This is a genomic window from Pseudomonas sp. R3-57, from assembly GCF_051132065.1.
Classification (GTDB): Bacteria; Pseudomonadota; Gammaproteobacteria; order Pseudomonadales; family Pseudomonadaceae; genus Aquipseudomonas.
This window is the reverse complement of sequence record NZ_CP071655.1, coordinates 1,921,260-1,947,866: the sequence shown is the minus strand read 5'-3', so window position 1 is coordinate 1,947,866 and position 26,607 is coordinate 1,921,260. Positions and strand designations below refer to the sequence as shown.

Annotated in this window: 29 protein-coding genes and 2 pseudogenes; 20 read left to right on the top strand and 11 right to left on the bottom strand. The window is 60.4% G+C overall.

The genetic code is table 11. The annotated features are described in order from the left end of the window. Nucleotides 1-58: 58 nt before the first annotated feature. Nucleotides 59-856, bottom strand: coding sequence for a substrate-binding periplasmic protein (locus J3P93_RS08935; RefSeq protein WP_434596666.1), 798 nt, complete (start codon nt 854-856; stop codon nt 59-61). A gap of 92 nt (nt 857-948) precedes the next feature. After that, the gene (locus tag J3P93_RS08930; protein ID WP_090284861.1) at nt 949-1,572 is read right to left on the bottom strand and encodes a TetR/AcrR family transcriptional regulator; all 624 of its coding nucleotides are present in this window, start codon (nt 1,570-1,572) and stop codon (nt 949-951) included. Nucleotides 1,573-1,756: 184 nt separating this feature from the next. Here J3P93_RS08930 and J3P93_RS08925 point away from each other — a divergent pair, with 184 nt between their 5' ends. From J3P93_RS08925 to J3P93_RS08880, 10 genes and pseudogenes are all read left to right on the top strand, one after another. Then, nucleotides 1,757-3,541 (top strand): acyclic terpene utilization AtuA family protein, encoded by a 1,785-nt coding sequence (locus tag J3P93_RS08925; protein ID WP_434596664.1) that lies wholly within the window; start codon nt 1,757-1,759, stop codon nt 3,539-3,541. 12 nt (nt 3,542-3,553) lie between these two features. After that, entirely contained in the window at nt 3,554-4,423 is an 870-nt protein-coding gene (locus J3P93_RS08920; RefSeq protein ID WP_434596662.1) for an SDR family oxidoreductase, read from the top strand. A gap of 3 nt (nt 4,424-4,426) precedes the next feature. Continuing rightward, on the top strand, nt 4,427-6,043 hold the full coding sequence (locus J3P93_RS08915; RefSeq protein WP_434596660.1) for an acyl-CoA carboxylase subunit beta: 1,617 nt from the start codon (nt 4,427-4,429) through the stop codon (nt 6,041-6,043). 30 nt (nt 6,044-6,073) lie between these two features. After that, entirely contained in the window at nt 6,074-7,231 is a 1,158-nt protein-coding gene (gene atuD, locus J3P93_RS08910; RefSeq protein WP_434596658.1) for a citronellyl-CoA dehydrogenase, read from the top strand. Next, nucleotides 7,228-8,025, top strand: a complete 798-nt coding sequence (locus J3P93_RS08905) for an enoyl-CoA hydratase/isomerase family protein (protein ID WP_434596656.1) — start codon at nt 7,228-7,230, stop codon at nt 8,023-8,025. Before atuD ends, J3P93_RS08905 begins: the two co-directional genes overlap by 4 nt. Before the next feature lie 117 nt (nt 8,026-8,142). After that, nucleotides 8,143-9,610 (top strand): annotated as a pseudogene (locus J3P93_RS08900) (acetyl-CoA carboxylase biotin carboxylase subunit); the annotation flags it as partial. Beyond that, nucleotides 9,583-9,795, top strand: a pseudogene (locus J3P93_RS08895) (3-methylcrotonyl-CoA carboxylase); the annotation flags it as partial. The pseudogenes J3P93_RS08900 and J3P93_RS08895, both read left to right, overlap by 28 nt. A 117-nt stretch (nt 9,796-9,912) precedes the next feature. Then, a complete protein-coding gene (locus tag J3P93_RS08890; protein ID WP_434598328.1) occupies nt 9,913-10,104 on the top strand; it encodes a biotin/lipoyl-containing protein in 192 nt (63 codons plus the stop codon). Nucleotides 10,105-10,174: 70 nt separating this feature from the next. After that, nucleotides 10,175-10,717 (top strand): exonuclease domain-containing protein, encoded by a 543-nt coding sequence (locus tag J3P93_RS08885; protein WP_434596654.1) that lies wholly within the window; start codon nt 10,175-10,177, stop codon nt 10,715-10,717. Between the two features lie 70 nt (nt 10,718-10,787). After that, nucleotides 10,788-11,072: a pyrimidine/purine nucleoside phosphorylase gene (locus J3P93_RS08880; protein ID WP_007940055.1), complete on the top strand. Its 285-nt coding sequence runs from the start codon at nt 10,788-10,790 to the stop codon at nt 11,070-11,072. Nucleotides 11,073-11,143: 71 nt separating this feature from the next. Here the strand turns inward: J3P93_RS08880 and J3P93_RS08875 are convergent, their stop codons facing one another. Both J3P93_RS08875 and J3P93_RS08870 read right to left on the bottom strand, forming a co-directional pair. Beyond that, nucleotides 11,144-11,950 (bottom strand): MOSC domain-containing protein, encoded by an 807-nt coding sequence (locus J3P93_RS08875; protein WP_434596651.1) that lies wholly within the window; start codon nt 11,948-11,950, stop codon nt 11,144-11,146. A gap of 166 nt (nt 11,951-12,116) precedes the next feature. Beyond that, nucleotides 12,117-13,052, bottom strand: coding sequence for a chemotaxis protein CheV (locus J3P93_RS08870; RefSeq protein WP_434596649.1), 936 nt, complete (start codon nt 13,050-13,052; stop codon nt 12,117-12,119). Between the two features lie 455 nt (nt 13,053-13,507). Between J3P93_RS08870 and J3P93_RS08865 the strand changes: the two genes are divergently transcribed. The 3 genes from J3P93_RS08865 (at nt 13,508) to J3P93_RS08855 (ending at nt 16,016) form a co-directional block, all read left to right on the top strand. After that, nucleotides 13,508-13,975, top strand: coding sequence for a hypothetical protein (locus J3P93_RS08865; RefSeq protein ID WP_434596647.1), 468 nt, complete (start codon nt 13,508-13,510; stop codon nt 13,973-13,975). Nucleotides 13,976-14,466: 491 nt separating this feature from the next. Beyond that, complete coding sequence (locus tag J3P93_RS08860; protein ID WP_434598326.1) at nt 14,467-15,360, top strand: sensor histidine kinase; 894 nt, start codon at nt 14,467-14,469, stop codon at nt 15,358-15,360. After that, entirely contained in the window at nt 15,357-16,016 is a 660-nt protein-coding gene (locus J3P93_RS08855) for a response regulator (protein WP_434596646.1), read from the top strand. The genes J3P93_RS08860 and J3P93_RS08855 overlap by 4 nt, the downstream gene beginning before the upstream one ends. Here the strand turns inward: J3P93_RS08855 and yegS are convergent. Then, complete coding sequence (gene yegS, locus J3P93_RS08850; RefSeq protein ID WP_434596644.1) at nt 16,000-16,917, bottom strand: lipid kinase YegS; 918 nt, start codon at nt 16,915-16,917, stop codon at nt 16,000-16,002. The genes J3P93_RS08855 and yegS overlap by 17 nt on opposite strands. A 315-nt stretch (nt 16,918-17,232) precedes the next feature. Between yegS and J3P93_RS08845 the strand changes: the two genes are divergently transcribed. Further along, nucleotides 17,233-17,541 carry a hypothetical protein gene (locus J3P93_RS08845; protein WP_434596643.1) on the top strand — a complete coding sequence of 103 codons (309 nt, stop codon included), beginning with the start codon at nt 17,233-17,235 and terminating at the stop codon, nt 17,539-17,541. A gap of 61 nt (nt 17,542-17,602) precedes the next feature. Here the strand turns inward: J3P93_RS08845 and J3P93_RS08840 are convergent, their stop codons facing one another. Continuing rightward, a complete protein-coding gene (locus tag J3P93_RS08840) occupies nt 17,603-18,829 on the bottom strand; it encodes a molybdopterin molybdotransferase MoeA (RefSeq protein WP_434596641.1) in 1,227 nt (408 codons plus the stop codon). Beyond that, entirely contained in the window at nt 18,813-19,352 is a 540-nt protein-coding gene (gene moaB, locus J3P93_RS08835; RefSeq protein ID WP_090284891.1) for a molybdenum cofactor biosynthesis protein B, read from the bottom strand. The genes J3P93_RS08840 and moaB overlap by 17 nt, the downstream gene beginning before the upstream one ends. Nucleotides 19,353-19,433: 81 nt before the next feature. Here moaB and mobA point away from each other — a divergent pair, with 81 nt between their 5' ends. Both mobA and J3P93_RS08825 read left to right on the top strand, forming a co-directional pair. Continuing rightward, nucleotides 19,434-20,036 (top strand): molybdenum cofactor guanylyltransferase MobA, encoded by a 603-nt coding sequence (mobA, locus tag J3P93_RS08830; RefSeq protein ID WP_434596638.1) that lies wholly within the window; start codon nt 19,434-19,436, stop codon nt 20,034-20,036. Between the two features lie 78 nt (nt 20,037-20,114). Continuing rightward, the gene (locus tag J3P93_RS08825; protein WP_016770600.1) at nt 20,115-20,336 is read left to right on the top strand and encodes a YgdI/YgdR family lipoprotein; all 222 of its coding nucleotides are present in this window, start codon (nt 20,115-20,117) and stop codon (nt 20,334-20,336) included. Nucleotides 20,337-20,412: 76 nt separating this feature from the next. Here the strand turns inward: J3P93_RS08825 and J3P93_RS08820 are convergent, their stop codons facing one another. The 3 genes from J3P93_RS08820 to J3P93_RS08810 all read right to left on the bottom strand — a co-directional run bounded on the left by J3P93_RS08820 (nt 20,413) and on the right by J3P93_RS08810 (nt 22,040). Next, on the bottom strand, nt 20,413-21,303 hold the full coding sequence (locus J3P93_RS08820) for a pseudouridine synthase (RefSeq protein ID WP_434596636.1): 891 nt from the start codon (nt 21,301-21,303) through the stop codon (nt 20,413-20,415). Nucleotides 21,304-21,374: 71 nt separating this feature from the next. Continuing rightward, nucleotides 21,375-21,692: a transcriptional regulator gene (locus J3P93_RS08815; protein WP_434596635.1), complete on the bottom strand. Its 318-nt coding sequence runs from the start codon at nt 21,690-21,692 to the stop codon at nt 21,375-21,377. Nucleotides 21,693-21,803: 111 nt separating this feature from the next. Next, the gene (locus J3P93_RS08810; RefSeq protein ID WP_434596633.1) at nt 21,804-22,040 is read right to left on the bottom strand and encodes a glutaredoxin family protein; all 237 of its coding nucleotides are present in this window, start codon (nt 22,038-22,040) and stop codon (nt 21,804-21,806) included. Nucleotides 22,041-22,250: 210 nt separating this feature from the next. Between J3P93_RS08810 and J3P93_RS08805 the strand changes: the two genes are divergently transcribed. Beyond that, nucleotides 22,251-23,963 carry a cation:proton antiporter gene (locus J3P93_RS08805; protein ID WP_434596630.1) on the top strand — a complete coding sequence of 571 codons (1,713 nt, stop codon included), beginning with the start codon at nt 22,251-22,253 and terminating at the stop codon, nt 23,961-23,963. Here J3P93_RS08805 and J3P93_RS08800 read toward each other — a convergent pair. Beyond that, a complete protein-coding gene (locus tag J3P93_RS08800; RefSeq protein WP_434596629.1) occupies nt 23,960-25,168 on the bottom strand; it encodes an ammonium transporter in 1,209 nt (402 codons plus the stop codon). The two genes, J3P93_RS08805 and J3P93_RS08800, sit on opposite strands and share 4 nt — an antisense overlap. A gap of 305 nt (nt 25,169-25,473) precedes the next feature. On the opposite strand from J3P93_RS08800, the gene J3P93_RS08795 reads away from it, so the two are divergent. The 3 genes from J3P93_RS08795 to J3P93_RS08785 are packed head-to-tail and all read left to right on the top strand — an operon-like array spanning nt 25,474 to nt 26,512. Further along, nucleotides 25,474-25,788 carry a DUF883 family protein gene (locus J3P93_RS08795; protein WP_434596627.1) on the top strand — a complete coding sequence of 105 codons (315 nt, stop codon included), beginning with the start codon at nt 25,474-25,476 and terminating at the stop codon, nt 25,786-25,788. A 2-nt stretch (nt 25,789-25,790) separates the two neighbouring features. Further along, nucleotides 25,791-26,177 carry a phage holin family protein gene (locus tag J3P93_RS08790; protein ID WP_090284905.1) on the top strand — a complete coding sequence of 129 codons (387 nt, stop codon included), beginning with the start codon at nt 25,791-25,793 and terminating at the stop codon, nt 26,175-26,177. After that, on the top strand, nt 26,174-26,512 hold the full coding sequence (locus J3P93_RS08785; protein WP_090284907.1) for a hypothetical protein: 339 nt from the start codon (nt 26,174-26,176) through the stop codon (nt 26,510-26,512). The genes J3P93_RS08790 and J3P93_RS08785 overlap by 4 nt, the downstream gene beginning before the upstream one ends. The last annotated feature ends 95 nt before the right edge of the window (nt 26,513-26,607 follow it).

Here is a 26,607-nt window from a genome sequence, read left to right as displayed (position 1 = left end):
GTTAGACGATGTGACGTCAGCGGCAGGCGGAAATTTAGGCTTTCAGCGCAAATGGCGCTCAGCGATTGAGCACTGGCACCACGGCGATTTTGTAAGGATCGAAAATCTTCAGCATGTCGCCGTTGTCGCGCAGCCCCTGCAACAGCTTGCCGAACGCCGCGCCGCTGATCGGTGCCGTCGGGCGCAGAATCGCATAGTGGTGGTAGATCTGATCGACGCGCTGCGAGACGAGCAACTCATCACGGACCTTCTCGTTACGCAGCAGGTAATCACTGAGGTACGAGCGGGTCACCAGAGCGATGTCGGCGCGTGAGCGCAGCACCATCAGCAGGTTGCTGTCGTGGGAATAGGTCAGCGTCGCGTTGAATTGCTGCGCGAGGAATTTGGGGTCGGCGTTGAAGGCAGCGAATTCGTAGTGATAGCCGCTGAACAGCGCCAGGCGCTTGCCGTTGAGGTCGGCGAAATAGTTCTGCTGACGGCCATCTGCGCGTTGTGCGACAAAAATCTCGGCATCTTCCAGGCCCATATCGACATCGCTGTGGGGAATGTCTTTCCAGCCCCATTCAGGGTTCTCGAAGATCGCCATGTCGATCCGGCCCTGCTTGAAATCTCCGAAACGCCGGGGAATCGACGTGGGCACCAGAACGAACTGATAGTCGCTTTGCAGCCGGTTCAGCGCCTCGACCAATTGCGGCAGCAGACCGGTGTCGGCGCCGTTTTCCGGGCGAATGGTGTAGGGCGGAAAATGCGCCGCGCCGACCCGGACCAATTGCGCGGCCTGAGCGGGCAATACCCATAATGCAGCCAGCGCTGCGAGCATCAACCCCGCGACGGTCCGAATTGGCAAAGACTTCAAAACACCCCACTCCCCGAAAAAATACCGATCAATGCATTCAAGCTAGGCGGTTTCGCCCAGTTAGCCAGTTTCCCGGCCGGATAGAAAGTGCCTCAGCGCTCTTCGAGGACCAGAATCAGCGCCTCGTCGGCCAGCTGATCGAGGCTCAAACTGCCGCCGGCACGGAACCAGGTCGTGGTCCAGGACAGTGCGCCAGTCAGGAAACGTCGGGTAATAAAAACGTCGCCACGGATAAATCCGGCGTCCTTGGCTTCGCCCAGTACTTGCAACCAGATGTCTTCGTAGACGTCGCGCAGCGCCAGCACTTTGGCCTGGCCTTCTTCGGACAGCGAGCGCCACTCGTAGACCAGCACCGCCATGGCCTCGCCGCTGCCGCCCATGATCGACTGCAATTCGCAGCGAATCAGCGCCAGCACGCGTTCGCGCACATCGGCGGCGTCGGCCAGCGCCGCGCGCATCAGTGCAGTGTTGTAGCGAATGGTTTCTTCCATCACCGCGCGCAGGATCTCGTCCTTGCTTTTGAAGTGATGAAAAATGCTCCCCGACTGGATGCCGACCGCGCCGGCCAGATCGCGCACGGTGGTGCGTTCGTAACCTTTGTTGCGGAACAGGTGAGCCGCCACTTGCAGCAATTTGCCGCGCGCGCTGTCGGGGTCGGTCAACTGGCCACTGTCGACCAAATCGCGCATGACCCTCAAGGCTTTTTGCTCGTCCACCCGTTCTCTCCTACAGTCGATCAGTGTCTTGCCCCCTGAAACCGCAGGGTTGCGCGCAATTTAAGCCGCCAGCGGCAACCAAGCAAGCGCTTGGGCAGAAGATAGTTTCAACTGTTTACAAACCAAGCGCTTGCTTGGTAGCCTCCAGACACTTCTGTCGCAGATCGCTGAGTCGGAGATAAAAATGCCAAATACCGTGCGGATCGGATGCGCCAGCGCCTTCTGGGGCGACACGTCGACCGCCGCCGCGCAACTGGTCGCCGGCGGGCGCCTGGATTATCTGGTGTTCGATTATCTGGCCGAGATCACGATGTCGATCATGGCCGGCGCACGCATGAAAGACCTACAGGCCGGCTACGCCACTGATTTCATCGAAGTGCTGACCCCGCTGCTGGCGCAATTGGCCGAGCAGAACATTCGCGTAATCAGCAATGCCGGTGGGGTCAATCCACACGCTTGTGCGGCAGCCCTGCAAGCCGCGTGTGATCGCGCCGGCGTCGCGTTGAAAATCGCTGTGCTGCTCGGCGATGACCTGCAGCCTCAACTGCGCCAGCTCAGCGGTATCACTGAAATGTTTACGGGTGCCCCGCTGCCGCCGTTGTGCGTCTCGACCAATGCTTACCTTGGCGCGCCGGGCATCGTCGAAGCGCTAAAACTAGGCGCCGACATCGTCATCACTGGGCGGGTAGTCGACAGCGCCGTGGTCAGCGCGGCGCTGGTGCACGAGTTCGGCTGGTCGTGGCACGACTACGACAAACTCGCCCAGGCCGCACTGGCCGGGCACATCATCGAATGCGGCGCGCAATGCACCGGCGGCAACTTCACCGATTGGCGCGACGTGCCGGATTACGAACACATCGGTTTTCCGATCGTCGAGGTCAGCGCCGACGGTCAGTTCACCGTCAGCAAACCCGAAGGCAGCGGCGGCCTGATCACAGCGCTGACCGTCGGCGAACAGATGCTCTATGAAATCGGCGATCCACAGGCGTATCGGCTGCCCGATGTGATCTGTGCTTTCACTCAGGTCGAACTGCGGCAACACGGCAAAAACGCCGTCCATGTGCACGGTGCCAAAGGCCTGCCACCCAGCGATCAATACAAGGTCAGCGCGACTTACCCAGACGGCTTTCGCTGCACCGCCAGTTGCCTGATCGCTGGAATCGATGCGGTCGCCAAGGCGCAGCGAGTGAGTCAGGCGATCCTCGCCAAAACTGCGGAAATGCTCAGCCAGCGCGGCTGGGCGCCCTACAGCGAAACCCACGTCGAACTGCTCGGCAGCGAGGCCACTTACGGCCCGCATGGTCAGCGTCAGGACAGCCGCGAAGTGGTGATCAAACTCGCCGTGCGCCACCCGGACAAACGAGCGCTGGTTCTTTTTTCCAGGGAAATCGCTCAGGCCGCAACGGGCATGGCGCCGGGGTTGACCGGCATCGTCGGCGGTCGTCCGACGGTGTACCCGCTGATCCGCCTGTTTTCGTTTCTGATCGATAAAAGCGTCTGCACACTGCACGTCGACATGGCTGGCGAACGTCATCCGTGCAGCCTGCCGGTACCTGCCGTAACGCAAAACCCGACCTCAGCCCTGCCCCATCAACCGCCCGAACCGCAGGGCCGCGCCGATGCTTCTGTGCCGTTGGTCAAACTCGCGGTCGCGCGTTCCGGCGACAAAGGCAATCACAGCAACATCGGCGTCATGCCGCGCAAACCCGAATATCTGCCGTGGATCGCCGCAGCGCTGACGCCAGCGGTGGTCGCAGACTGGATGAGCCATGTGCTCGACCCGCATAACGGCCGGGTCGAGCGCTGGTATCTGCCCGGCACCCACAGCCTCAACTTCCTGCTGGAAAACGCCCTCGGCGGCGGCGGTGTCGCCAGTCTGCGCATCGATCCGCAAGGCAAGGCCTTCGCCCAGCAACTTTTGGAAATCCGCATCGCGGTGCCGCAGAGCATCGCCGAACAACTCGACTAGAGGTTGAGCTTCATGGCGTACGCATCGATTTTCCAGGCCGGGCTGTTCAGCGGCCAGAGCATTATCGTCACCGGTGGCGGCAGCGGCATCGGCCGTTGCACCGCGCATGAACTGGCGGCGCTTGGCGCCAACGTGTTGCTGGTCGGGCGCAAGCCTGAAAAGCTCGAACGCGTTGCCGCCGAAATTGCCGAGGACGGAGGCCGCGCGCACTGGCAGGCCTGCGATATCCGCGATGAAGAAGCGGTAAAACAGCTGGTCAGTGAGCTGATCGCCGCACACGGGCCGATTCACGGTTTGGTCAACAATGCCGGCGGCCAGTATCCGTCGCCGCTGGCGTCGATCAATCAGAAAGGTTTCGAGACCGTGCTGCGGACCAATCTGGTCGGTGGATTTCTGATGGCGCGGGAAGTGTTCAACCAGTCGATGAGCAAACATGGCGGCAACATCGTCAACATGCTCGCCGATATGTGGGGTGGCATGCCCGGCATGGGCCACTCTGGCGCTGCGCGCTCGGGCATGGACAACTTCACCAAAACCGCGGCCGTCGAGTGGGGTTACGCCGGGGTTCGAGTCAATGCGGTGGCGCCGGGCTGGATCGCTTCCAGCGGCATGGACACTTATCAGGGCGCGTTCAAAGCGGTGATTCCGACCTTGCGTGAGCATGTGCCGCTCAAGCGTATCGGCACCGAATCGGAAGTCAGCGCGGCGATCGTGTTTCTGCTCAGCCCGGCGGCGGCGTTCATCAGCGGCAGCACCTTGAAAATCGACGGCGCGGCCAGCCTCGGCAGTCGCGCCTGGCCCCTGCATAAAGCCACGCACAGCGAGTCGTTCAACGGATTTCATCGGGCGTATTTGCCTGACGTGCTCAAGGACAAGGAATAAGCCATGGCGCAGATCCACTCGCAACTCGACCCGCACAGCGAAGCCTTTGCACGCAACCGTGCGGCGATGCTCGCTGTCATCGAACACGTGCAACAGCTGGAACAGAACCTGCTGAACAAGGCCGCCGAAGCCAAGGCGAAATTCGCTCAGCGCGGGCAATTGTTACCACGCGAACGGCTGAACCTGCTGCTCGACCCCGGCGCGCCGTTTCTGGAACTGGCGAGTCTGGCCGGCTACAAACTGCACGACGACAAGGACGGCAGCGCGGCCGGTGGCGGCTTGATCGCTGGCATCGGTTACGTCTGCGGTATTCGCGCGATGGTGGTGGCCAACAACAGCGCGATCAAGGGCGGGACGATCTCGCCCAGCGGCCTGAAAAAATCCCTGCGCCTGCAACAGATCGCCCTGGAAAACAAACTGCCGATGATCACCCTCGCCGAAAGCGGCGGTGCCAATCTCAATTACGCCGCGGAGATTTTCGTCGAAGGCGCGCGCAGCTTTGCCAATCAGGCGCGGCTGTCGGCGCTGGGTTTGCCGCAGATTACCGTGGTGCATGGTTCGGCTACCGCTGGCGGCGCCTATCAGACCGGTTTGTCGGATTATGTGGTGGTGGTGCGCGGCAAGGCCAAGCTGTTTCTCGCTGGCCCACCGCTGCTCAAGGCGGCCACCGGTGAAGTCGCCACTGACGAAGAACTCGGCGGCGCCGAGATGCACGCGCAGGTCGCCGGGACCGCCGAGTACCTGGCGGAAAACGATGCCGATGGCGTGCGTCAGGTGCGCGACATCCTGCGCATGCTGCCATGGAACGAACAACTGCCGTGGCTGCCGGAACCGCAATTTAAAGAGCCGCTCTACTCCATCGACGAATTGCTCGGGCTGATCCCGGACGATCCGAAAAAGCCCTATGACGTGCGCGAAATCATCGCGCGCATCGCTGACGAATCGAACTTCGTCGAGTTCAAGGGCGAATACGATCAGCAGACCCTGTGCGGTCATCTGAAGATTCAGGGCCGCGCCTGCGGTTTCATCGGTAACAACGGCCCGATCACCCCCAACGGTGCGAGCAAAGCGGCGCAGTTCATCCAGTTGTGCGACCAGAGCCAGATCCCGCTGCTGTTTTTCCACAACACCACAGGCTTCATGGTCGGCACCGAATCGGAACAGCAAGGCGTGATCAAACACGGCTCGAAACTGATTCAAGCGGTGGCCAATGCGCGGGTGCCTAAACTGACGCTGGTAGTCGGTGGCTCCTACGGTGCCGGCAACTATGCGATGTGCGGACGCGGTCTCGATCCACGCTTCATTTTCGCCTGGCCGAACAGCCGCACGGCAGTGATGGGCGGTGCGCAGGCCGGCAAGGTGCTGCGGATCGTCACCGAAGCCAAGCAATTGAAGGACGGCCTGGTGCCGGACCCGAAAATGCTCGACATGCTCGAACAGGTCACCGCGCAGAAACTCGACAGCCAGTCCACGGCGCTCTACGGCAGCGCCAACCTGTGGGACGACGGGCTGATCGACCCGCGCGACACGCGCACCCTGCTCGGCTATCTGCTGGACATCTGCCACGAAGCCGACGTTCGTAAGCTGCAACCCAACAGCTTCGGCGTCAGCCGCTTCTGACCGCCACGGATCTCACGGAGAACAATAACAATGATCTTCACCCCGGAACACGAAGCGCTGCGGCGCACCGTCCGCCAGTTCGTCGACCATCAGATCAACCCGCACGTCGACGAATGGGAAAAGGCCGGACGCTTTCCGATCCACGAAATTTTCCGTCAGGCCGGTGAGCTGGGTTTGCTGGGGATTTCCAAACCGGAAAAATTCGGTGGCATGGGCCTCGACTACAGTTACTCGATCGTCGCCGCCGAGGAATTCGGCACCATTCATTGCGGCGGCATTCCGATGTCGATCGGCGTGCAGACCGACATGTGCACCCCGGCGCTGGCCCGCTTCGGCTCCGATGCACTGCGCGAAGAATTCCTGCGCCCGGCAATCAGCGGCGAGCAGGTCGGCTGCATCGGCGTCTCCGAAGTCGGCGCTGGGTCCGACGTGGCCGGGCTGAAGACCACGGCGCGCAAGGATGGCGACGATTACGTGATCAATGGCAGCAAGATGTGGATCACCAACTCGCCGAGCGCCGATTTCATCTGCCTGCTGGCCAACACGTCCGATGACAAGCCGCACATCAACAAGTCGCTGATCATGGTGCCGATGAACACGCCCGGCATCAGTCTGAGCTCGCATCTGGACAAGCTCGGCATGCGCAGCTCGGAAACCGCTCAGGTGTTTTTCGACAACGTACGCGTGCCGCAGCGCAACCGCATCGGCCACGAAGGCGCCGGTTTCATGATGCAGATGCTGCAGTTTCAGGAAGAACGCCTGTTCGGCGCGGCGAACATGATCAAAGGCCTGGAGTATTGCGTCGACAGCACCATCGAATACTGCAAGGAGCGCAAGACCTTCGGCAATGCGCTGATCGACAATCAGGTGATTCACTTCCGCCTCGCCGAGTTGCAGACCGAAATCGAGTGCCTGCGCGCGCTGGTCTATCAGGCCACCGAGCAGTACATCAAAGGTCAGGACGTCACCCGGCTGGCGTCGATGGCCAAGCTCAAGGCCGGTCGACTGGGCCGAGAGGTCAGCGACAGCTGCCTGCAATATTGGGGCGGCATGGGCTTCATGTGGGACAACCCGGTGGCCCGCGCGTATCGCGATGTGCGGCTGGTATCGATCGGCGGTGGTGCCGATGAAATCATGCTGGGGATCATCTGCAAGCTGATGGGCATCCTGCCGGGGAAAAAGAAATGAGCCACCTGCCCGAGTGCCAGACGCTGTTGCTGGAACTGCATGGCGGCGTGCTGCACGTCACCCTCAACCGGCCGGACAGCCGCAATGCGATGAGCCTGCAGATGGTCAGCGAGTTGCGCGCGGTATTTGCTGCTGTTGCTGACGAGCGCGATATTCGTGCACTGGTGCTCAGCGGTGCCGGCGGGCATTTCTGTGCCGGCGGCGACATCAAGGACATGGCCAGCGCGCGAGCTCAGGGGGGCGAGGCTTATCGCGAGCTGAACCGGGCCTTCGGTGCCCTGCTTGAAGAAGCGCAGCGCACGCCGCAGGTGTTGATTACCGTGCTGCAAGGCGCGGTGCTCGGCGGTGGTTTCGGGCTGGCCTGCGTCAGCGATGTCGCGATTGCCGACCATCAGGCGCAGTTCGGTCTGCCGGAAACCAGTCTCGGCGTGATTCCGGCGCAGATCGCACCGTTTGTGCTGCAGCGCATCGGCCTCACAGAAACCCGCCGTCTGGCGCTGACCGCAGCGCGTTTCGATGGCGATCAGGCTCGGCAACTGGGGCTGGTGCATTTTGTCGAACGTGATTCCCAGGCGTTGGCCGAGCGGCTCGATGAGGTGTTGCAGCAGGTGCTGCGTTGCGCGCCGCAGGCGAATGCCATGACCAAGCAATTGCTGTTGGCGAGCGCTGGGCAGCCGTCGAGTGAACTGCTTGATCAAGCCGCGCAGTGGTTCAGCGAGGCGGTGACGGGCGAGGAAGGCGTCGAGGGCACGCTGGCTTTTGTACAAAAGCGCAAGCCTCGATGGGCCTTTTAAAAGCATCGCTAGCAGGCTAGCTCCCACAGGGGTTTTGCGTCGTTCAAAAAACTGTGGGAGTGAGCCTGCTCGCGATGAGGCCACCACATCCACCGCCAAAACTTCAGGAAACCCACTATGCCTGTCATTCAAAAAATCCTGATCGCCAACCGCGGTGAAATCGCCTGCCGCATCCAGCGCACCGCCCAGGCCATCGGTTACCGCACCGCCGCCGTCTACAGCGATGCCGACGCCGATGCGCTGCACGTGAAGATGGCCGATCAGGCCGTGCGTATCGGCCCGGCCCCGGTGCAGCAGTCCTACCTGAACATCCCGGCGATCCTTGACGCCGCGCGCCGCAGCGGAGCCGACGCGGTCCATCCCGGCTATGGCTTTCTCTCGGAAAACGCCGAATTCGCCCGCGCCTGCGAACAGGCCGGTTTGACTTTCATTGGCCCCAGCGTCGAAGCCATCGAACTAATGGGCAGCAAACGCCTGTCGAAGCTCGCCATGCTCGATGCCGGTGTGCCGTGCATCGCCGGCTATCAGGGCGCTGCGCAAGACGACGCGACCCTGCTGCGCGAAGCCGAGCACATCGGCTATCCGTTGATGATCAAGGCCAGTGCCGGCGGTGGCGGGCGCGGTATGCGGCTGGTGCACAGCGCGGCTGAGCTGCCGGCGCAATTGCGCACCGCGCGCTCGGAAGCGTTGAACGGTTTTGGCAGTGATGAATTGATTCTTGAACAGGCCGTGCTTGAGCCTCGGCATGTCGAAGTGCAGGTGTTTGGCGACCATCACGGCAACTTGATTTATCTGGGCGAACGCGACTGTTCGATCCAGCGTCGCCATCAGAAAGTCATCGAAGAAGCGCCCTGCCCGGTGCTGACCAGCGAGTTGCGCCAAGCCATGGGTGAAGCGGCGTTGAAGGCTGGCCGCGCGGTGCATTATGTCGGCGCCGGCACCGTGGAATTTTTGCTCGATGCCCGAGGGCAGTTCTACTTTCTGGAAATGAACACGCGCCTGCAGGTCGAACACCCGGTCACCGAATTGATCACCGGTGTCGATCTTGTGGCGTGGCAATTACAGATTGCCGAAGGCCAGCCGCTGCCACTGACTCAGGATCAGGTGCAACTCAATGGGCATGCCATGGAGGTGCGGTTGTACGCCGAAGATCCGGCGCAGGATTTTCTTCCGCAGACCGGGCGTATCGAGGCCTGGGAGCCGGCGCTGGGCCATGGTGTGCGGATCGATCACGGCTTGCTCGAAGGGCAAGCGGTCAGCCCGTTCTATGACCCGATGCTGGGCAAACTGATCGCCCATGGCACCACCCGGGAAGAGGCGCGACGCAAGCTATTGCGCGCGGTGCAGGACAGCGTGCTGTTGGGTGTACAAAGCAATCAGCGTCTGCTCGCCACCCTGTTGCAACATGAGCAATTTATCAGCGGCCAATTCAGTACCGCGTTCATTGTCCAACACTTCAGCGATCATCCAAGCCTGCATCGCTACGCGCCCAGCGCCGAGGAGCTGGCGATCGCCGCGCTGCTGTTCTATCAAACCAGCGCGCGCAACCATCGTCAGCCGCTGAGCGGCTGGCGTAATAACGCCAGCGTACCGCTGACTTATCGCCTCGGCTTGGATGAGCAGAACTGGACGCTGCAACTGCACGCTCAAGGGCCAGACGTCTTTCAGGTTAGCCTCGGTGGACGCACGATCGACCTGCAACTCATCGACCTCGACGCGCATTCGCTGACGCTGGCCGTCAACGGCGTGCGCCAGCGCCACGCCTGTCGACTGGCGGGCGCCCAGCTCTGGCTGTTCACCCATCCAGGCAGTCTGCGGCTGGAGGATCGAACTCATGCGGTGATCGACAGTCAGACCAGCGTCAGCTCCGGCACCTTGAAAGCGCCGATGGACGGCGCCATCGTCGACGTCCTGGTCAGCGAAGGCAGCGCGGTCAGCAAAGGGCAGTTGCTGGTGGTGCTGGAGGCAATGAAAATGGAGCACCCGCTCAAGGCCGGCATCGACGGCGTGCTCAAGCGGGTGCAGGTCAAGGTTGGCGATCAGGTAAAAAATCGTCAGGTTCTGTTGCAGGTCGAGTAGTCGCCCACACGCCGATGCGGGTTTTGACTACGCTCTGAGATATCAGAACGCGAAAATCAGGAACCCTGCGATGCCCCACTGGCTGGTCATAGATCTGGAAGCCACCACCGACGAGGGTGGCTGGCCGGTCACCGAAATGGAAATTATCGAGATTGGCGCCACCCTCGTCGATCGCGCCGGACGCGAGCAGGATCACTTCCAGCGCTTCGTCAAACCGACGCGGCGGCCCTTGCTCACCACGTTTTGCCGGGAACTGACGCACATCACCCAGGCCAATATCGATGCCGCGCAACCGCTGCATGAGGTCTGGCCGGCCTTCGAGCGCTGGCTGGCACAGCACCAGTCGCGCCTCGAGGGGTGGGTCAGCTGGGGCGATTACGATCGCAAGCAGTTGCTGCAGGAGTGGCAGCGCCTGCACATCGACAGTGGCCTCAGCCGGGTGCCGCACATGAACCTCAAACAACGCTTCGCCAAGGCCCGCCGCCTCGAGCGGCCACTGGGCCTCAACGGTGCGCTGCAACTGGCCGGCCTGCAGTTCAGCGGCCAGCAGCATCGGGCGCTGGAGGATGCGCGCAACACGGCGCGGTTATTGCCACTGGTGCTGCCGCTTTAGAGACGTGACGAGGCGCAAAGCCTTGGGCATACTGGCCGGCCCCTTTTCAGCCCTTTTCGAGGAATCGCCCATGTTTAAAGTCAACGAGTACTTCGACGGCACCGTCAAGTCGATCGCCTTTGGCACTGCTGAAGGTCCGGCGACCATCGGCGTCATGGCCCCGGGCGAATACGAATTCGGCACCAGCCAGCGTGAAATCATGCACGTCGTGTCGGGCGCCCTGACCGTCAAGCTGCCCGACAGCAGCGACTGGGAAACCTTCGCCGCCGGCAGCCAGTTCAATGTACCGGCCAACAGCAAGTTCCAGCTGAAGGTCGCGGTCGACACTGCTTACCTGTGCGAATACCGCGGCTGATACGGCGGTTCGATCCAGAGCTAAAAAATGCCCGCGTGTAAAAACGCGGGCATTTTTATTTGCATGCAGATTTATTCGAGGATTTCCACCGGCATGCCGACTTCGAGACGACCGTTACTGTCATTGACCAGGTTCTGCCCGAACATTGCACCATCGGCCGTGGCCCGATGTTTTTGCAGGGTGGCGAACGGTTCGCGGTCGGCACTGCGCTCGCCGGTTTGCGGGTCAACAGTGGTCATGATGCAGCGTGAGCACGGCTTGACCACGCGAAACTCGATATCGCCCACGCGAATACGCTTCCAGCCATCCTCGGCGTAAGCCGCGCTGCCGTCGATCACCAGATTCGGCCGGAAACGCAGCATCTCCAGCGAGCGCCCGACCTTGCCGCAAAGGTCCTGCAGCGACGCGTCGCCAATCAACAACAATGGATAGCCGTCGGCGAACGCCACTTGATCGTCGTCATGGCCGAAACCCGATTGCGTGGTGCGTGCGCGATCCAGCGGCATCTGCACCAGCCGTGTCGGCTTGCCAAGGAACTCACTGACCCAGCGCGCCGCTTCGTCGCCGGCATCCGGCACGCGCAGGGTATCGCGCCAGATGGTCACACCGCGCAGCTCGGCATCATCCGCCGGCAAGGGAATATCGATGGAGCCTTGCCCGGGCGTCGCGAGTGTCAGGCCGCCATCGGCATTGCACAGCGCCGACAGCTGACTCATCCGTGCTTCGGCACGCTGAGTCAGGAAGCGCCCGCTGGCCTCGTCTACCAGCATCCAGCGTCGATCGCCCGCCAGCCCCAGCTTGTCCAGCTCGGCGCTTTGCAGCACTTCGCCCTTGCCGGATTTCAACGGGTAACGATAAAGCGCGCTCAGACGCAGCATGGCCAGCTCCCTGATGGAAAAACGCCACCCTATACGAGCCGGCTCAGGAATCAAAGAGCAATGGCTGTAGGAGTGAGCCTGCTCGCGATTGCGCTGTGTCAGGTTAATGATTCGGGGCTGACACAGCGCTATCGCGAGCAGGCTCACTCCTACAAAGGGTGTGTGATCAGGCTGGCACGGCGTCGAGCATCAAACGCTGACGCACCACGTCGACCAGTTTGTCCGGCTGGAATTTGGAGAGGAAGTTGTCGCAGCCGACCTTCTTCACCATCGAATCGTTGAAGCTGCCCGACAGCGAGGTGTGCAGCACCACATACAGGCCGCGCAAACGCGGGTCGTTGCGAATTTCGGTGGTCAGACGATAGCCGTCCATTTCCGGCATTTCCGCGTCGGTGAAAATCATCAGCAACTTGTCGGTCATGTGCACGCCAGTATCGGCCCAGGCCTTGAGCATGTTCAGCGCCTTGAGGCCGTCACTGGCAATGTGCATTTTCACCCCGAGCTGGCCGAGGGTGTCGCGCAGCTGCGAAAGCGCCACGTTGGAGTCGTCGACCAACAGCACTTCTCGGCCACGGGCGCGCTCCAGCACCGGATCGTCGAGTTTGTCGCGCGAAACCTTGGCGTTGTACGGGACGATTTCGGCGAGGACTTTTTCCACGTCGATGATTTCCACCAGTTGATCGTCGACCTTGCTGATGGCCGTCAGATAATGCTGGCGACCGGCGCTGGTCGGCGGCGGCAGAATGGCTTCCCAGTTCATGTTGACGATGCGATCGACACCGCCCACCAGGAAGGCCTGCACCGAACGGTTGTATTCGGTGACGATGATCGTGCTGTTCGGCCCTGGCACCAAGGGGCGCATGCCGATTGCCTGAGACAGGTCGATCACCGGCAAGGTTTGCCCGCGCAGGTTGACCACACCGCAGACGAACGGGTGACGCTGCGGCATCAGGGTCAGCTTCGGCAGTTGCAGCACTTCCTGAACCTTGAACACGTTGATCGCAAACAACTGCCGCCCGGCCAGTCGAAACATGAGAATTTCCAGGCGATTCTCACCCACCAGTTGCGTGCGTTGGTCTACCGTGTCGAGAATGCCGGCCATCAATGACTCCTGGGCTTGTTCTGATGAATTCACTTATGTGAGGTTATCGGCTGCAAATGGCGCTTCTTGATTGTCATAACTGACCTGTAAAAAATGCTCTGGACAGCCATTGATGTCACATTAACATCATGGTTTACTGGCGCAGTGATTTTTATCTGCTACTTTTATCTGCGGCGCGACCTCGGTTTGCGTCATAGGTTCCCGCACCTAAGGGATTCCCCTAGGAGCAATCAGGCCCAACCTGATATTCCCGATATCCAATAGCCATTAATGTGACGCCATTCTCATTGCATGAACGGAGTCAGGCTATTGTGTGCGATCGCAGTTCAGTGGCAACAAACCCTCTGGAAACTCTCAGTCTGTGCACTTGCACGGCCGGGCGCGATCTGCCGACGATTCATGATCGTCGCTACACACGGCATTCGTTCATCAGACGTGACGTTGTGGAGATAAGCATGCCAATCGACCGCAAAGACTGGGTACAACGCTTCCCCGAATTTCTTGTCGAGGCTGAAACACTGCTGGCCAAGTCAGAGGAATGCCTGAGCCATCTGCAACTGATCAGCAATGACAGGGACGCCATTGAATGCATGCTCAGTACCTTGCTCAAGCTTGCTCGCCGGGCGGAAGCGCTGGCGCTGGAGTCGATCAGCGAATTTTCCCTGCACATCCACAGCCTGCTTGATCTCAATCATGCTCGTGTTGATCTTCATGATCAGGCGCTGCAAGCGTTGCAGGATTGCTTCACGCTGATGGCCTGGCAGCTCGAACTGGTCGATCAGAAGACTGGCCAACTGAGCCTGGATGAAAGCGAGCAGGCTTCATTGATCGAAGCGCTGGCGTTTCAGGTCGGTCAAAGCCCGATTCAGTCGCCGCTGCCAGGCAAACGTTTGCCGCAACTGCCTTACTCGGGCCAGGCCTGACTCATCGCCGTGACGCGGATGGCCTTGGCGGACTCACGCGTCGAATGTCGTAATTGAATAGTCCATGCCTGCCAGCGACAAAACGATATAAATAATCAGCATTGATCACCCGCCCTTTTTCCTGTCGGCCTCAGGGTTTGCCTGTGTACCAGGGAGCACAACTTCGGGCATCGCTGGTCTTCTCTTCACACCCCATCAAAACCGACTTTCGTCCTTATGGAACTGGCGTGCAAACCCGTGTATTTCCTGACTGAATGGACATATATAGCAAGCGCGACCAACGGTATCTTAAGTGGTATTATGTCGACCATTAGTTGTCCTCAAATTAATGGCACGGTGCTTTCATTCAGGCGTTATCTACTGAAGTTCGCAAACATCCGGGACTCCCGGCCATGTTGAAACCATTGCCATATTTGACAGTATTTCCAGACAGAGACCCGCCAGGCTCCGGCCGGTCTGCCCGCAGCGAACATTCATTGGCTCCATCCGCTATGTACGCCAGCCTCAAGTCAATTACCCAATGGCCTCCTTCGCGGGAAAATGCGCGTCGGTTCACGCTGATATTGTCAGTCGCGGCCACATTGGGCAGTTTGCTGACCTATGGTTTTTCAACTTCCTTCAGCCTCGGTCTGCTGCTATTGCAACTCGCGGCGACTGCCTGTGTCTGGGTGCAATATCGGCTGTCGCGCAAATCAATCAAGTTTCAGCCGCAGGAACTCGCCGACCGTCTGCTGCAAGTCCAGGAAAACGAACGCCATCGCCTCAGCCGTGAACTGCACGACGATATCGGCCAGTTGCTGACGGCGGCGAAACTGCAGAGCGAGTGGCTCAAGCGCCGCCTGCCGCCCGACTCGCAGGAGCAATGCGCGGTGTTATGCGACACCCTCGAAGAAACCCTGAACAAGGTGCGCGACGTTTCGGCCATTCTCAATCCACGCCAGTTGACCAGTCTGGGACTCGAGGCCAGCCTGCGTGCGCATCTGCTCAAGACCCTGGCCAACACCAGCGTGCAATGGAGCCTCGATTGTCAGCAGCGCCTCAATGGCATTCCGGAAGAGATGGCGGTCGCGGCCTTTCGCATCACCCAGGAAGCGGTGACCAATATTCTTCGTCACGCACAGGCGAAAAATCTGGTGGTACGCTTGCAGCGCCTGCCCGAAGGTCTGACATTATTGATCAGTGATGACGGCGCGGGATTTGCGCCGGCGACCGATCCGGGTCGTGAAGGACAACGCGGAATGGCCGGGATGGCCGAACGAATCGAGCAACTGGGTGGCACCCTGAGGGTCGTCAGCGAGCCGGGCAGAGGCACCCAGATCGAAGCACTTTTCCCGTGGGCGCCGCGCGCACTCGAACGGGCCAGTACGAATAAGGTTATGCGTTGACTTGCAATTTACTTCTGGTGGATGACCACTCGCTGATCAGGGCCGGCGTGCGCGCTCTGGTGCTGGATATTCCCGGTTACGCGGTGATTGGCGAGGCCAATGATGGTTCGCAATTGCTCGAAATGGTCGAGCAACTCAATCCCGATATCGTCTTGCTGGATATCTCCATGAAGGAAACCGGGGGGCTGGAAGCGCTGCAACGCCTCAAGCGCGTGCGACCGCAGAGCAAGGTGCTGATTCTGTCGATGCACACCGATCCGGCGCTGATCATGCAGGCCCTCGAGTCTGGTGCCTACGGTTACTTGCTCAAGGACACCACCGCAACGGAACTCGAACACGCCCTGGAAGCCTTGCGCAACAACGAGCGCTACTTGAGCCCGGCCATCGCCCATACCGTGATCAATCAGGCACTGACCCGTAATCAGAATCAGCAGCCGGACATTGCCGACTCGCACAACCTGACGGCGCGCCAACTGGAAATCCTGCGCCTGATCGTGCGGGGCAAGTCCACCCGCGAGATTGCCAATGGACTGGGCTTGAGCATCAAAACGGTCGAAACCCACCGCTCCCAGATCATGAAGCGTCTGCAGATATTCGACGTGGCGGGCCTCGTGCTGTTTGCCGTGCGCGAACAGATCATCAGCCTTGACGACTGATCGCTTCGGTACTGCACAACAAGGGTGAATGTTCCGGCAAATGCACGCGCAATGCCGCCGGACGCGCTTCAAAGCGCAGGCTGTTGCACTCCAGCGGTTCGCCGTCGAGGTTCATGCAAAGCCCCTCGGCTACCTTGATTTCGACCCATGGCAAACGGGTTCGCACGAACAGATTATCCAGTCCGAAACCGTCGCTCAGCAGTGATTTCAAAGTCCCCACCAGCTCCTGTGGTGCAGGCAGGATGCTGATATCGAGCAGTCCATCATCGGCCAGCGCCTGCGGGCACAATACGTGTCCGCCACCGGCCTGACGGCCATTGCCGATGCCCAGCGCCAACAGCTCGCCACTCCAATGGAAGTCCGGCCCCTGCAATTCGCCATAGGCGGCATGCAACTCGCTGAAGCGCGACAACCCGGTGAACAGATAAGCTGCGCCGCCGAGGACTTTCTTCAAATCTTCAGACGTGTTGGCCGTGACCTGACTGCCGAACCCGCCGGTGGCCATGTTGAGAAAAATCTGCCCACCAACCTCGCCCACGTCAATATCGTGCGGCGGCACATCGAGCAATTCCAATGCTTCGGCAGGCTCCAGCGGCACCCCGGCGGCGCGGGAAAAGTCGTTGGCGGTGCCCAATGGCAAAAGCACCAGACTGGCCTTGCCCGGATGCGCCGCGAGCGCTTCGGCAATATCGCGCAAGGTGCCATCGCCGCCACCGGCAATAATCGTGGTGTAGCCTTCCGCCAACGCCTGTTCTACCCAGCGTTGAGCGTCTCCGGCTTCCCAGGTCAGGCGCACGGCCAGCTCCCAGCCCTGCTTGCGCTTGTCCTCGACGGCAGTGCGAACCGCCTCGTTGAGAGCCTGTTTGCCATGCAGAATCAACAGCGCCCGGCGCTCGTTCATTGCGTTACTCCCCAGAATCGAATCGATTGAAACATCTTGACCACTGCGGCACGCAAAAAAGCCCCGCCCTCCCTAATTAAATCTGCCTTGCGCCGCGGGCGTCCTACACGACGGTACTTTTTCTTACAAAACATGCGGAATCGGCTCAATTGACCCGCTTCGAGCATTGGGTCACCGTGTGCCGGCGGTATCAATCTTCAAATCCAATACACAAGGACGTGCATGTAATGAGTGGATACAACCACAGAGCTTCGGTCAGTTCTGGAGCCCGAATAACCTGCAAGCGAACATTTCAAACAGCCGGTGGATGCTTCCATGCCAAGCCATGAAGCGCGAATGCCAGTGAGCCCGGTTGGCCCCATCGTCGAAAGTCGCACGAACCACAAGTCCGACTTCAAAAACAGCGCCAGAACGACTGGAGAAGTTGATATGGAACCTCGTGTTACCGAGCTGGAAACCCATCTCAAATATCTTCGACGGGACATGGACGAAGTCCGTGGTGATGTCAGAACGATCAAACACCGGCTCGCCTATTCGGCCGGAGCCATGGCGGTGGTGCTGGGACTGCTGGGCTGGGTCGCCAACAGCCGGTTCGACCAGCTCGTCACTTTGATGAGCAATTGAACCTGTGAGTCATGGCGGGCGCCGCTTGAGTCAGCCGGCGCCCGCCTTTGCACTGTGCCGGTCAGCCCAGCAGATCACTCAACGGAATGAAGCCCACCACGTCGCCTTGACTCAACGTGCGACCTTCCAGGACTTCGACCAGACCGTCAGCCCACACGGCGCTGCGCAATACCCCGGAACTCTGATTGCGGTAAACAGTAGCCTGCCCCTGCTCGAGACGCCCGCGCAGGTATTCACGCCGATTGCCGGCCACAGGCCAGGCAAAACCCGCGGGTACGCTGAATTTCAGCGGCTCGACGTCACGCACACCCTGGCGTCGCAACAGATAAGGCCGGGTCAGCAGCGCAAAGGTCACCAGGGTCGAAGCCGGATTTCCCGGCAAGCCAATCACCGGCACGTTGCGAAAATGACCACAGGTCAGTGGCTTCCCGGGTTTGATTGCCAGCTTCCACAGTGCGAGTTCACCCTCCTCACGCAGCGCGATGCCGAGAAAATCCGCTTCGCCGACCGACACGCCACCGGTGGAAAGAATCAGATCGACATCCTGCAATTCACCGAGCCGAGCGCGGGTGGTGGCGAGGTCGTCCGGAAGAATGCCGGCATCGATCACCTCGCAGCCAAGCCGTTGCAGCCAACTGCAAAGCAGGACCCGGTTGCTGTTGTAGATCTGCCCGGGTCCAAGCGTCTGACCTGGTTCCACCAATTCGTCGCCAGTGGAAATCACCGCCACGCGAACCTTGCGCACCACCTTCAGCCCGGCACAGCCCAGCGACGCGGCAAGACCTTGCTCAATCGGGCCCAGCCGGGTTCCGAGCGGCAGAATCAGCTCACCGATGGTGGTTTCCTGCCCTTGCGGCCGAATGTTCTGCCCAGCCTTCATCGGTTCGAGGAAGCGCACTTTGCCGTCGGCCTCGACCTCAGCGTTCTCCTGCATTTCCACGCAGTCGGCGCCCGCCGGTACTGGTGCGCCGGTGAAGATGCGTGCGCAGGTGCCAGGCTCCAAAGGTTGCGGGGATTGGCCGGCAAACACTTTTTGACTGACCGGCAGCGGCTGCCCATTCCATTCGCCGAGGTTGAGCGCGTAACCATCCATGGCGGAGTTCGGCCAAGGTGGCAGATCCAGCGGGGAAAACAGGTCTTCGCTCAGCACTCGCCCGTGTACCTGCGCCAGCGGCAGATATTCATGCTCGACAATAGGCGCGGCCTCGGCCATTTCCAGCAAGCGCGCCAGCGCCACTTCGACCGGCATCAAGGCTCCGCTCTTGCCCGGCTTAGCCACGGGTTTCACACGGCGCCGCCTGCTTCAGATGCGTGACGAAATTGCACGGACGATGGCGGGCGTCCAACTGCTCACCGAGAATGCCATCCCAACCGGTGCGCACCGCATTGGTCGAACCCGGCAGGCAGCACACCAGCGTGCCATTGGCCAGACCGGCCAGCGCGCGTGATTGCACGGTTGACGTGCCGATATCGGCGACCGAGATCTGCCGGAACAATTCGCCAAAGCCGTCGACCTGTTTGTCGAGCAGGCAGGCAACCGCTTCCGGGGTGCTGTCGCGACCGGTGAAACCAGTGCCGCCGGTGATCAGCACCACCTGCACGACATCGTCGGCAATCCAGTTGGCGACTTGCGCACGAATTTTGTAAAGATCATCTTTGAGCAACACGCGTTGCGCCAGGTTGTGGCCCGCCGCCGTCAAGCGGTCGACGAAGACCTGACCGGAGGTGTCGGTTTCCAGGGTCCGGGTATCACTGACAGTCAGCACCGCAATATTGAGCGGCACGAAAGGTACATCAGCCTTGGCTTTCATAGGCTCTTCCAGTTGTAGGAGAAACAGCCCGGTGTTATATCACAGCGCCCCCTTTTTTCGCCGCCCCTGTGGAGGGATGCAATGACCGTCAACACCCGACTACCCGCTTGTTCCATCCTGCTGTTGGCAGGCGGACGCGGCCAGCGCATGGGCGGCCAGGACAAGGGGTTGGTGCAATGGCTGGGCGAGCCGATGATCGCGCATCTGCAGCGCAAGGTCCGTGCAATGACCGACGACCTGATTATTTCCTGCAACCGCAACCGCGAGCGTTACGCGCCGTTTGCCGATCAACTGGTTGCCGACGATGAGGGCGATTTCCCCGGGCCACTGGCCGGGATTCGTGCCGGCCTGAAAGCCGCGCGCCATCCACACTTGCTGGTATTGCCCTGCGATGTTCCGCGCATCGACACGGCATTGCTGCAAAGCATGCGCGAGACGGCGCAGCTGAATTCTGAAAAACCTTTAATGTTGCGTCATGGCGAACACTGGGAACCGTTGCTTTGCGTGATCCCGCTGAGCCTTTCGGCGGCCTTCGAAGTGGCCTGGAACGCTGGTGAACGCAGCCCCGGCCGGGTGATGCGCAGCCTCGGCGCGACGGCCCTGCAATGCCCGGACAACGACCCGCGCCTGGCCAACCTCAACACCCCCGAACTGTTAAACGCTTACAACACTGTGTCAGACTGACACCATTCAAGGAACTCTCACGCCTTGTATACGTCTCAAGCTCAGTAACCAAAAGAATTCCCATTCGGAGACACACTCATGACTCAACGGACCCTCGCCACTTTCATGCTCGCACTGGGCCTGGCCACCCTCGCCGGTTGCTCCTCGCCTACAGTGATCACCTTGAATGACGGTCGCGAAATCCAGGCCGTCGACACCCCGAAATACGATGACGATTCGGGCTTCTACGAGTTCCAGCAGCTGGACGGCAAAGAGACCCGCATCAACAAGGATCAGGTGCGTACCGTTAAAGAACTGTAAGTTCTGGTCAACCGGATACAAAAAAGCCCGCATTGATTGCGGGCTTTTTCATGGGCGCTCGAAAGTGCCTGGGTGGTCACCACTGCAGCGTGATCCGGCTTTCGTACTCACGCGCCTCGCCCGTCACCGGGTCGATGAATTTCAGTCCCTGCGCCAGCAGCTTCAACGGGTTGGCGTAGTCATCCTCGGCGTCTTTCAACACCTGCGGATAAAACGGATCGTTGCAGATGCTCGCGCCCAACGCGGTCATGTGGACGCGCAGTTGATGTTTCTTGCCGGTCACCGGAAACAGCCCATAGCGCCACAGGTCGCCGTTTTTTTCCCGCACTTGCACCGCCGTTTCGGTATTGCTGACACCCGGACCTTCCTGCATGCGGAAGAACGGCTCGCCGTCGACCAGACGACTCTTGTGCACCAAGGGAAATTCCAGATCAGGCAGCGCCGGGGCAATCGCTTCATAACGCTTGTCGATCTGGCGCGTGGGAAACAACGACTGATAGGCCGAACGGGTCTGCGGATTGGCCGAGAAAATCACCAGCCCTGCAGTATGTCGATCGATACGGTGCAGCGGCACCAGATGAGGATTGTCCAGACGGCGGATCAAGCGGCGCAGTAACGTTTGCTCAACGTACTCCCCGGCCGGCGTCACCGGCAAAAAATGCGGTTTGTCCGCCACGACCAGGTGTTCATCGGCATACAGAATCGTCTCGAGCACCGGAATCGGCTTTTCGTCCGGCACTTCGCGAAAATAATGAATGCGCAGACCTTCCTTGTAAGCCAGGTTCACGTCGATCGGCTGACCGTTGCCATCCAGTACACGCCCTCGGGCAATCCGGTCCAGCCATTGCTCGCGGCCAATGGCACTGAAATGCTCACACAGACAATCAAGTACGGTCAGCCAATGACCTGGCGGCAGATAGAGTGTGCTCGCCTGGGTGTGGGCGGCAGAGAATGTTGGAGTGGACATATGGAAGTTCGGACCCTCAATGCGAAGTCGCATTATCCAGCACTGAGGGAAACCTACCTAGCGCAGAATACTTACGCCGGGATCGACTTGAGCGCTGCGGCCTCGGTGAACTCCTTGAGCCAGCGCAGCACGTCAACCGCCTCCCAGCGAGCCGGGTCGTACAAGGCATAGAGCAAGCCCTGATAGCCGACCACATCCAGCTGTTTGTGATAACCGGCACGCTGGAACAAAGCCTCGATCTCGGCGAAACAGGTATTGAAATGCAACTTGTTGAAAGGCGTCTTGCCCTCCGTGACCAGCCCGTCCAGGCGCAATTCAAGAACCGCCTCGCGCACTACGTCAACCGACATCCGGTTCACGCTGTTCTTCAACTGTTCGACATTGACCACGGTTCATCCCTCTGACGCATTTACTGTATAGGCATACAGTAACCGAACAAACCGCAAAAAGCCAAGGGATGGAACCTGGTGGCGACCGGCGGAAAAGCCAGGGAATCCGGATCAACGCAGAAACGCGACAATCTCGTCCGCGCTGAACGGCCAGTCGAGTTCCTTCCCGGTATCGACCCGGCGCAGCACTGGAATTCTCAAACTGTAAGCCTCGTACCAGGTTTCATTTTCAGCAATATCGATCAGTTCAACCAGCAGTCCATGCTCGACGAAAGGCATGAGCTCGGCTTCAGCGACCTCACAGAGATGACACCCGAGCGTGCCGAACAACTGACATTCAGGAGGCATGTGCGCGCAACCGCAAAATGAGTGGGGCTCCATTCTAGGCTTGCGCGCAAAACCCGTCGAGCCAGCACCGCCCAAAGGCTCCAGCGTCGCAACAGCGCAACGCTGGCAAAACCCTGACGCACATCAGTTCGCAGAAAAGCCGATTGCGCGATGCTTGCAGTCTTTTTGCTTCTACGCTTGAAAAGTCTGAAGCCGCCGCCGGAGTGTCCAGTGTTCGCCAATCTGTTGATCATCCTCGCCTCGTCCCTCGTGGTGATTGCCCTGTTTCGACGGCTGCGATTGCCGCCAGTGCTGGGCTATCTGTGCGTCGGACTGCTGGTCGGGCCAAGCGCATTCGATTGGGTCAACGAGAGCGAACACCTGCCGGACGTCGCCGAGCTGGGCGTGGTGTTTCTGTTGTTTTCGCTGGGTCTGGAGTTTTCCCTGTCGAAGATGATTGCCCTGCGCCAGGTCGTGTTTCGCCTTGGCAGTCAGCAAGTGCTGATCAGCACCGCGTTGCTCGGGCTGCTGTTGATACTGCTGGGCATGCCGGTCACACCTGCGCTGCTGCTCGGCGCCGGGCTTTCGCTGTCGTCGACGGCAATCGTCACCAAGGAGCTGGGCAGCCTCGGCGAAGTGTTCAGCAGCCACGGGCAGAATGCGGTGGGGGTTTTGCTGTTTCAGGATGTCGTGGCGGTGTTGCTGCTGACCCTGATCCCGGTGTTCGCCGGCAGCAGCGAGCAAGCGTGGTACTGGGCGTTGCCGCTGACGCTGGGGAAAACCGTGGTGCTGTTCGTCGGCCTGCTGCTGGCCAGTCGCTGGTTGCTGCCGCGGCTGTTTCACGAAGTCGCGGCCTCGCGCTCGGCAGAATTGTTTGTACTGCTGGCGCTGGTGATCGTGCTGTTGACTGCCTGGCTGACCCACCTGCTGGGCCTGTCCCCTGCCCTTGGCGCCTTTCTCGCTGGCATGTTGCTCGGCGAAAGCCATTACCGACACCAGATCGAGGCCGATATCCGGCCCTTTCGCGACATCCTGCTCGGGGTGTTTTTCGTCAGCATCGGCATGCTGATCGACCTGCAACTGTTCCTCAGCCACAGCCTGGCGATCCTCGGCCTCACCGTCGGCTTGATGGTGATCAAGGGCATCGCCGTGGCCTTGCTGGTGAAATGGCGCGGCAGCGACAGCGAAACCGCTTGGCGTAGCGGTCTGGCGCTGGCTCAGGGCGGCGAGTTCTGCTTTGCACTGATGGCGCAGATGCAACAGAACCGCATGCTGCCCGCGGGCTTGGGCGACCTGCTGCTGGCGGCGACATTCTGCTCGATGCTGCTGACCCCGCTGTTGCTGCGTGCAGCGCCACGCATCGCCGCAGCGCTGCATCGCAAACCCAATCAGGAAGCGCAGATTGAAGAAATCAGCGCGCTCAATGCCGACCTCAACCAACACGTAGTGATTTGCGGCTACGGCCGTGTCGGCCAATCGATCGGGCGGTTCATGAGCAATGCCAGACAACCCTACGTCGCCCTGGACAACGACCCGGTGCGCGTACAGGAAGCCACCCATGGCGAAAGTGACGTGCATTACGGCGACTCGTCGCGTGGCGACCTGCTGAGCGCCGTCGGCCTGTTACGCGCGCGACTATTGGTAATCGCCGTGGATCAGAGCGATATCGCCCTGCGCATCCTCAAGGAAGCCCGGCGGCTGAATGCCCATGTGCCGATTCTGGTGCGCACCCGCGACGACAGCCAGTGGGCCGAATTGAAAGCCGCCGGCGCCACCGAAGTGGTGCCGGAACTGTTGGAGTCAAGCCTGATGCTCGCCTCTCACGCGTTGATCATGCTCGGATTGCCCGCACATAAGGTGCAGGAACAAGTCGATCAACTGCGCATCGACCGCTATCGCCTGCTGCACGGTTTTTATCCCGGTACCGACGATGCCGAGACTTAATCCTGGCTCACCGCGCCGATCTTGTGCAGCGACAGATCGGCACCGTAATACTCTTGTTCCTGGCTCAGGCGCAGACCATGCAATGCCTTGATCACGCCGTACACGACGAAGCCGCCGAGCAGCGCTACCGTGACGCCAAGCCCGGTGCCGATCAACTGACTGATCAGGCTGACCCCGCCGATACCGCCGAGCGCGGTCTGGCCGAAAATCCCGCAGGCGATTCCGCCCCATACGCCGCACAAACCGTGCAACGGCCACACACCCAAAACATCGTCGATGCGCCATTTCACTTGTGCGGCGGTAAAGCACCAGACAAACAGAGCGCCGGCAATCGCCCCGGTCACCAGCGCGCCGACCGGATGCATCAGATCGGAACCGGCACAGACCGCCACCAACCCGGCCAGCGGGCCGTTGTGCAGAAAGCCTGGGTCATTGCGCCCGACGATCAACGCCGCCACTGTGCCGCCGACCATTGCCATCAGCGAGTTGACCGCGACCAGACCACTGACGCCTTGCAGCGTCTGCGCACTCATCACGTTGAAGCCGAACCAGCCGACAATCAGAATCCACGAGCCCAGCGCCAGGAACGGAATGCTCGACGGTGCGAACGCCACCAGACGCCCATCGCGGTAGCGGCCATTGCGCGGCCCGAGTAGCAACACGGCCGCCAGCGCCAGCCAGCCGCCCATGGCATGCACCACAACGGAACCGGCAAAGTCATGGAACGCGGCGCCGAACTGCACCGTCAGCCAGGCTTGCAGACCGTAGTTACCGTTCCAGATCATGCCTTCGAAAAACGGGTAAATGAACGCGACGATCAATGCCGTGGCGCACAATTGCGGCACGAAGCGCGCACGCTCGGCGATGCCGCCGGAAATGATCGCCGGGATTGCCGCAGCAAACGTTAGCAGGAAGAAAAATTTCACCAGTCCGTAACCGTGATCGGCGCTCAGCACCGCTGCCGGTTGCATGAACGTCACACCGTAAGAGATCCAATAGCCTATAAAGAAATAGGCCAGCGTCGAGACGGCGAAATCGCTGAGAATTTTCGCCAGCGCGTTGACCTGGTTTTTCTGCCGGACCGTTCCGACCTCCAGAAAGGCGAAACCGGCGTGCATCGCGAGTACCATCACGGCACCGATCAGAATGAACAAGGTATTGGAACTGTGGACCAACGTGTCCACAGCGCTTTGCAGATTTTCCATAAGCAGGCAGACCTAACGGCAGAAAAGGCACCAAAGCGGTTCATGCGCACATTTCATGCACCAAGTTGCGACCAGGCAGGCACCGAATGGCATCTTCAGCGAACTGCTTTGGCGCACCCGGTCGATGTGCTGACACGAACCGCGATCATTCGGGACAAGGTTTCCCGTGGCGTACGCCCGGCAACAGCGCACAATGGCCGGGCGACGCACCACAACACAGCAATTGTCGTACCAGTCATTTCTACTGAACCTTCGCGCAAGGCTCATACTCGAACGCTTCAGACGTCACTACGGAGATCCACCCAATGGCCAGCATCAAGGCAAAGACTGCTCAAGACATCCTGATGAACGACTTCCAGACCCTGGTCGCCGACACCGAGCGTTTGCTCGAGCACACCGCCACCCTGGCCGGTGATCAGGCCGATGAGCTGCGTGCTCAGATCCAAGACAGCCTGTTGCGTGCCCGCGAAACCCTGAAACTGACCGAAGACAGCTTGCGCGAACGCGGTCAGGCCGCTGTCACCGCCACCGAGGAATACGTGTCGGCCAACCCATGGCAGTCGGTCGGCATTGCTGCCGGCGTCGGTTTTCTGATTGGCCTGCTGGCCACTCGGCGCTGATCATGTCGATCGGTGAATCCGGCCCGACTGCGGGCACCGCCTCTTCCACGCGACGCCTGGGCGCCGCCGTTCTCGGTCTGTTGCACAGTCATGTCGAGTTGTTCGGCATCGAATTGCAGGAGCAGAAATCCCGCACCGTCAGCCTGCTGCTGTTCGCCGGGCTGGCGCTGGTCTTTGCCCTGTTGTTGCTGGTGGGGTTATCGACGCTGGTGATGATCCTGTTCTGGGACACGTATCGTCTGGCCGCGATCATCGGCCTGTGCGTGTTTTATACCCTGGCCTCGATCTTCTGCGGGCTGCGCCTCAAGGCGGCGATCTTCGACGAGTCCTCGCCTTTCCACGGCACGCTCGAAGAGCTGGCCAACGACCGGGAGCGCCTGTTGCCATGAGCCATCCTCAATTGCCGCATAACAGCTCGCGCCGGGAAATGCGCAAGGCGCTGATTCGCCTGCGCATGGAAATGCATCGCCAGGAAATCCGCCATGAGGCCGGGCAGGTTCTGCAGCCTTTGCAGCGCGTGCGCGGCATGACGCAGGGTCTGCACAGCGGCTTCGGTATCAAACACGCGCCATTGTGGGGCGTGGCAGCGGTTACGCTGCTGGGCTTTCTCACCGGCAAAGGCGCGAAAAGCGGCGGCGCCGGTGGGGTCAGCCGCTTGATCCGGCTCGGCACCACGCTGGGGCCGCTGATCAAACTGGTCATGCAGAGTTCGGCTAAACGTTGAAGTGATCCATCTGGCTACATTCTTGCACTGACGGCGGGATGAACCTGTTATCCGCAGGTTCAATCCCGCACGCCTACGCAGCCATCGGGGTTCAT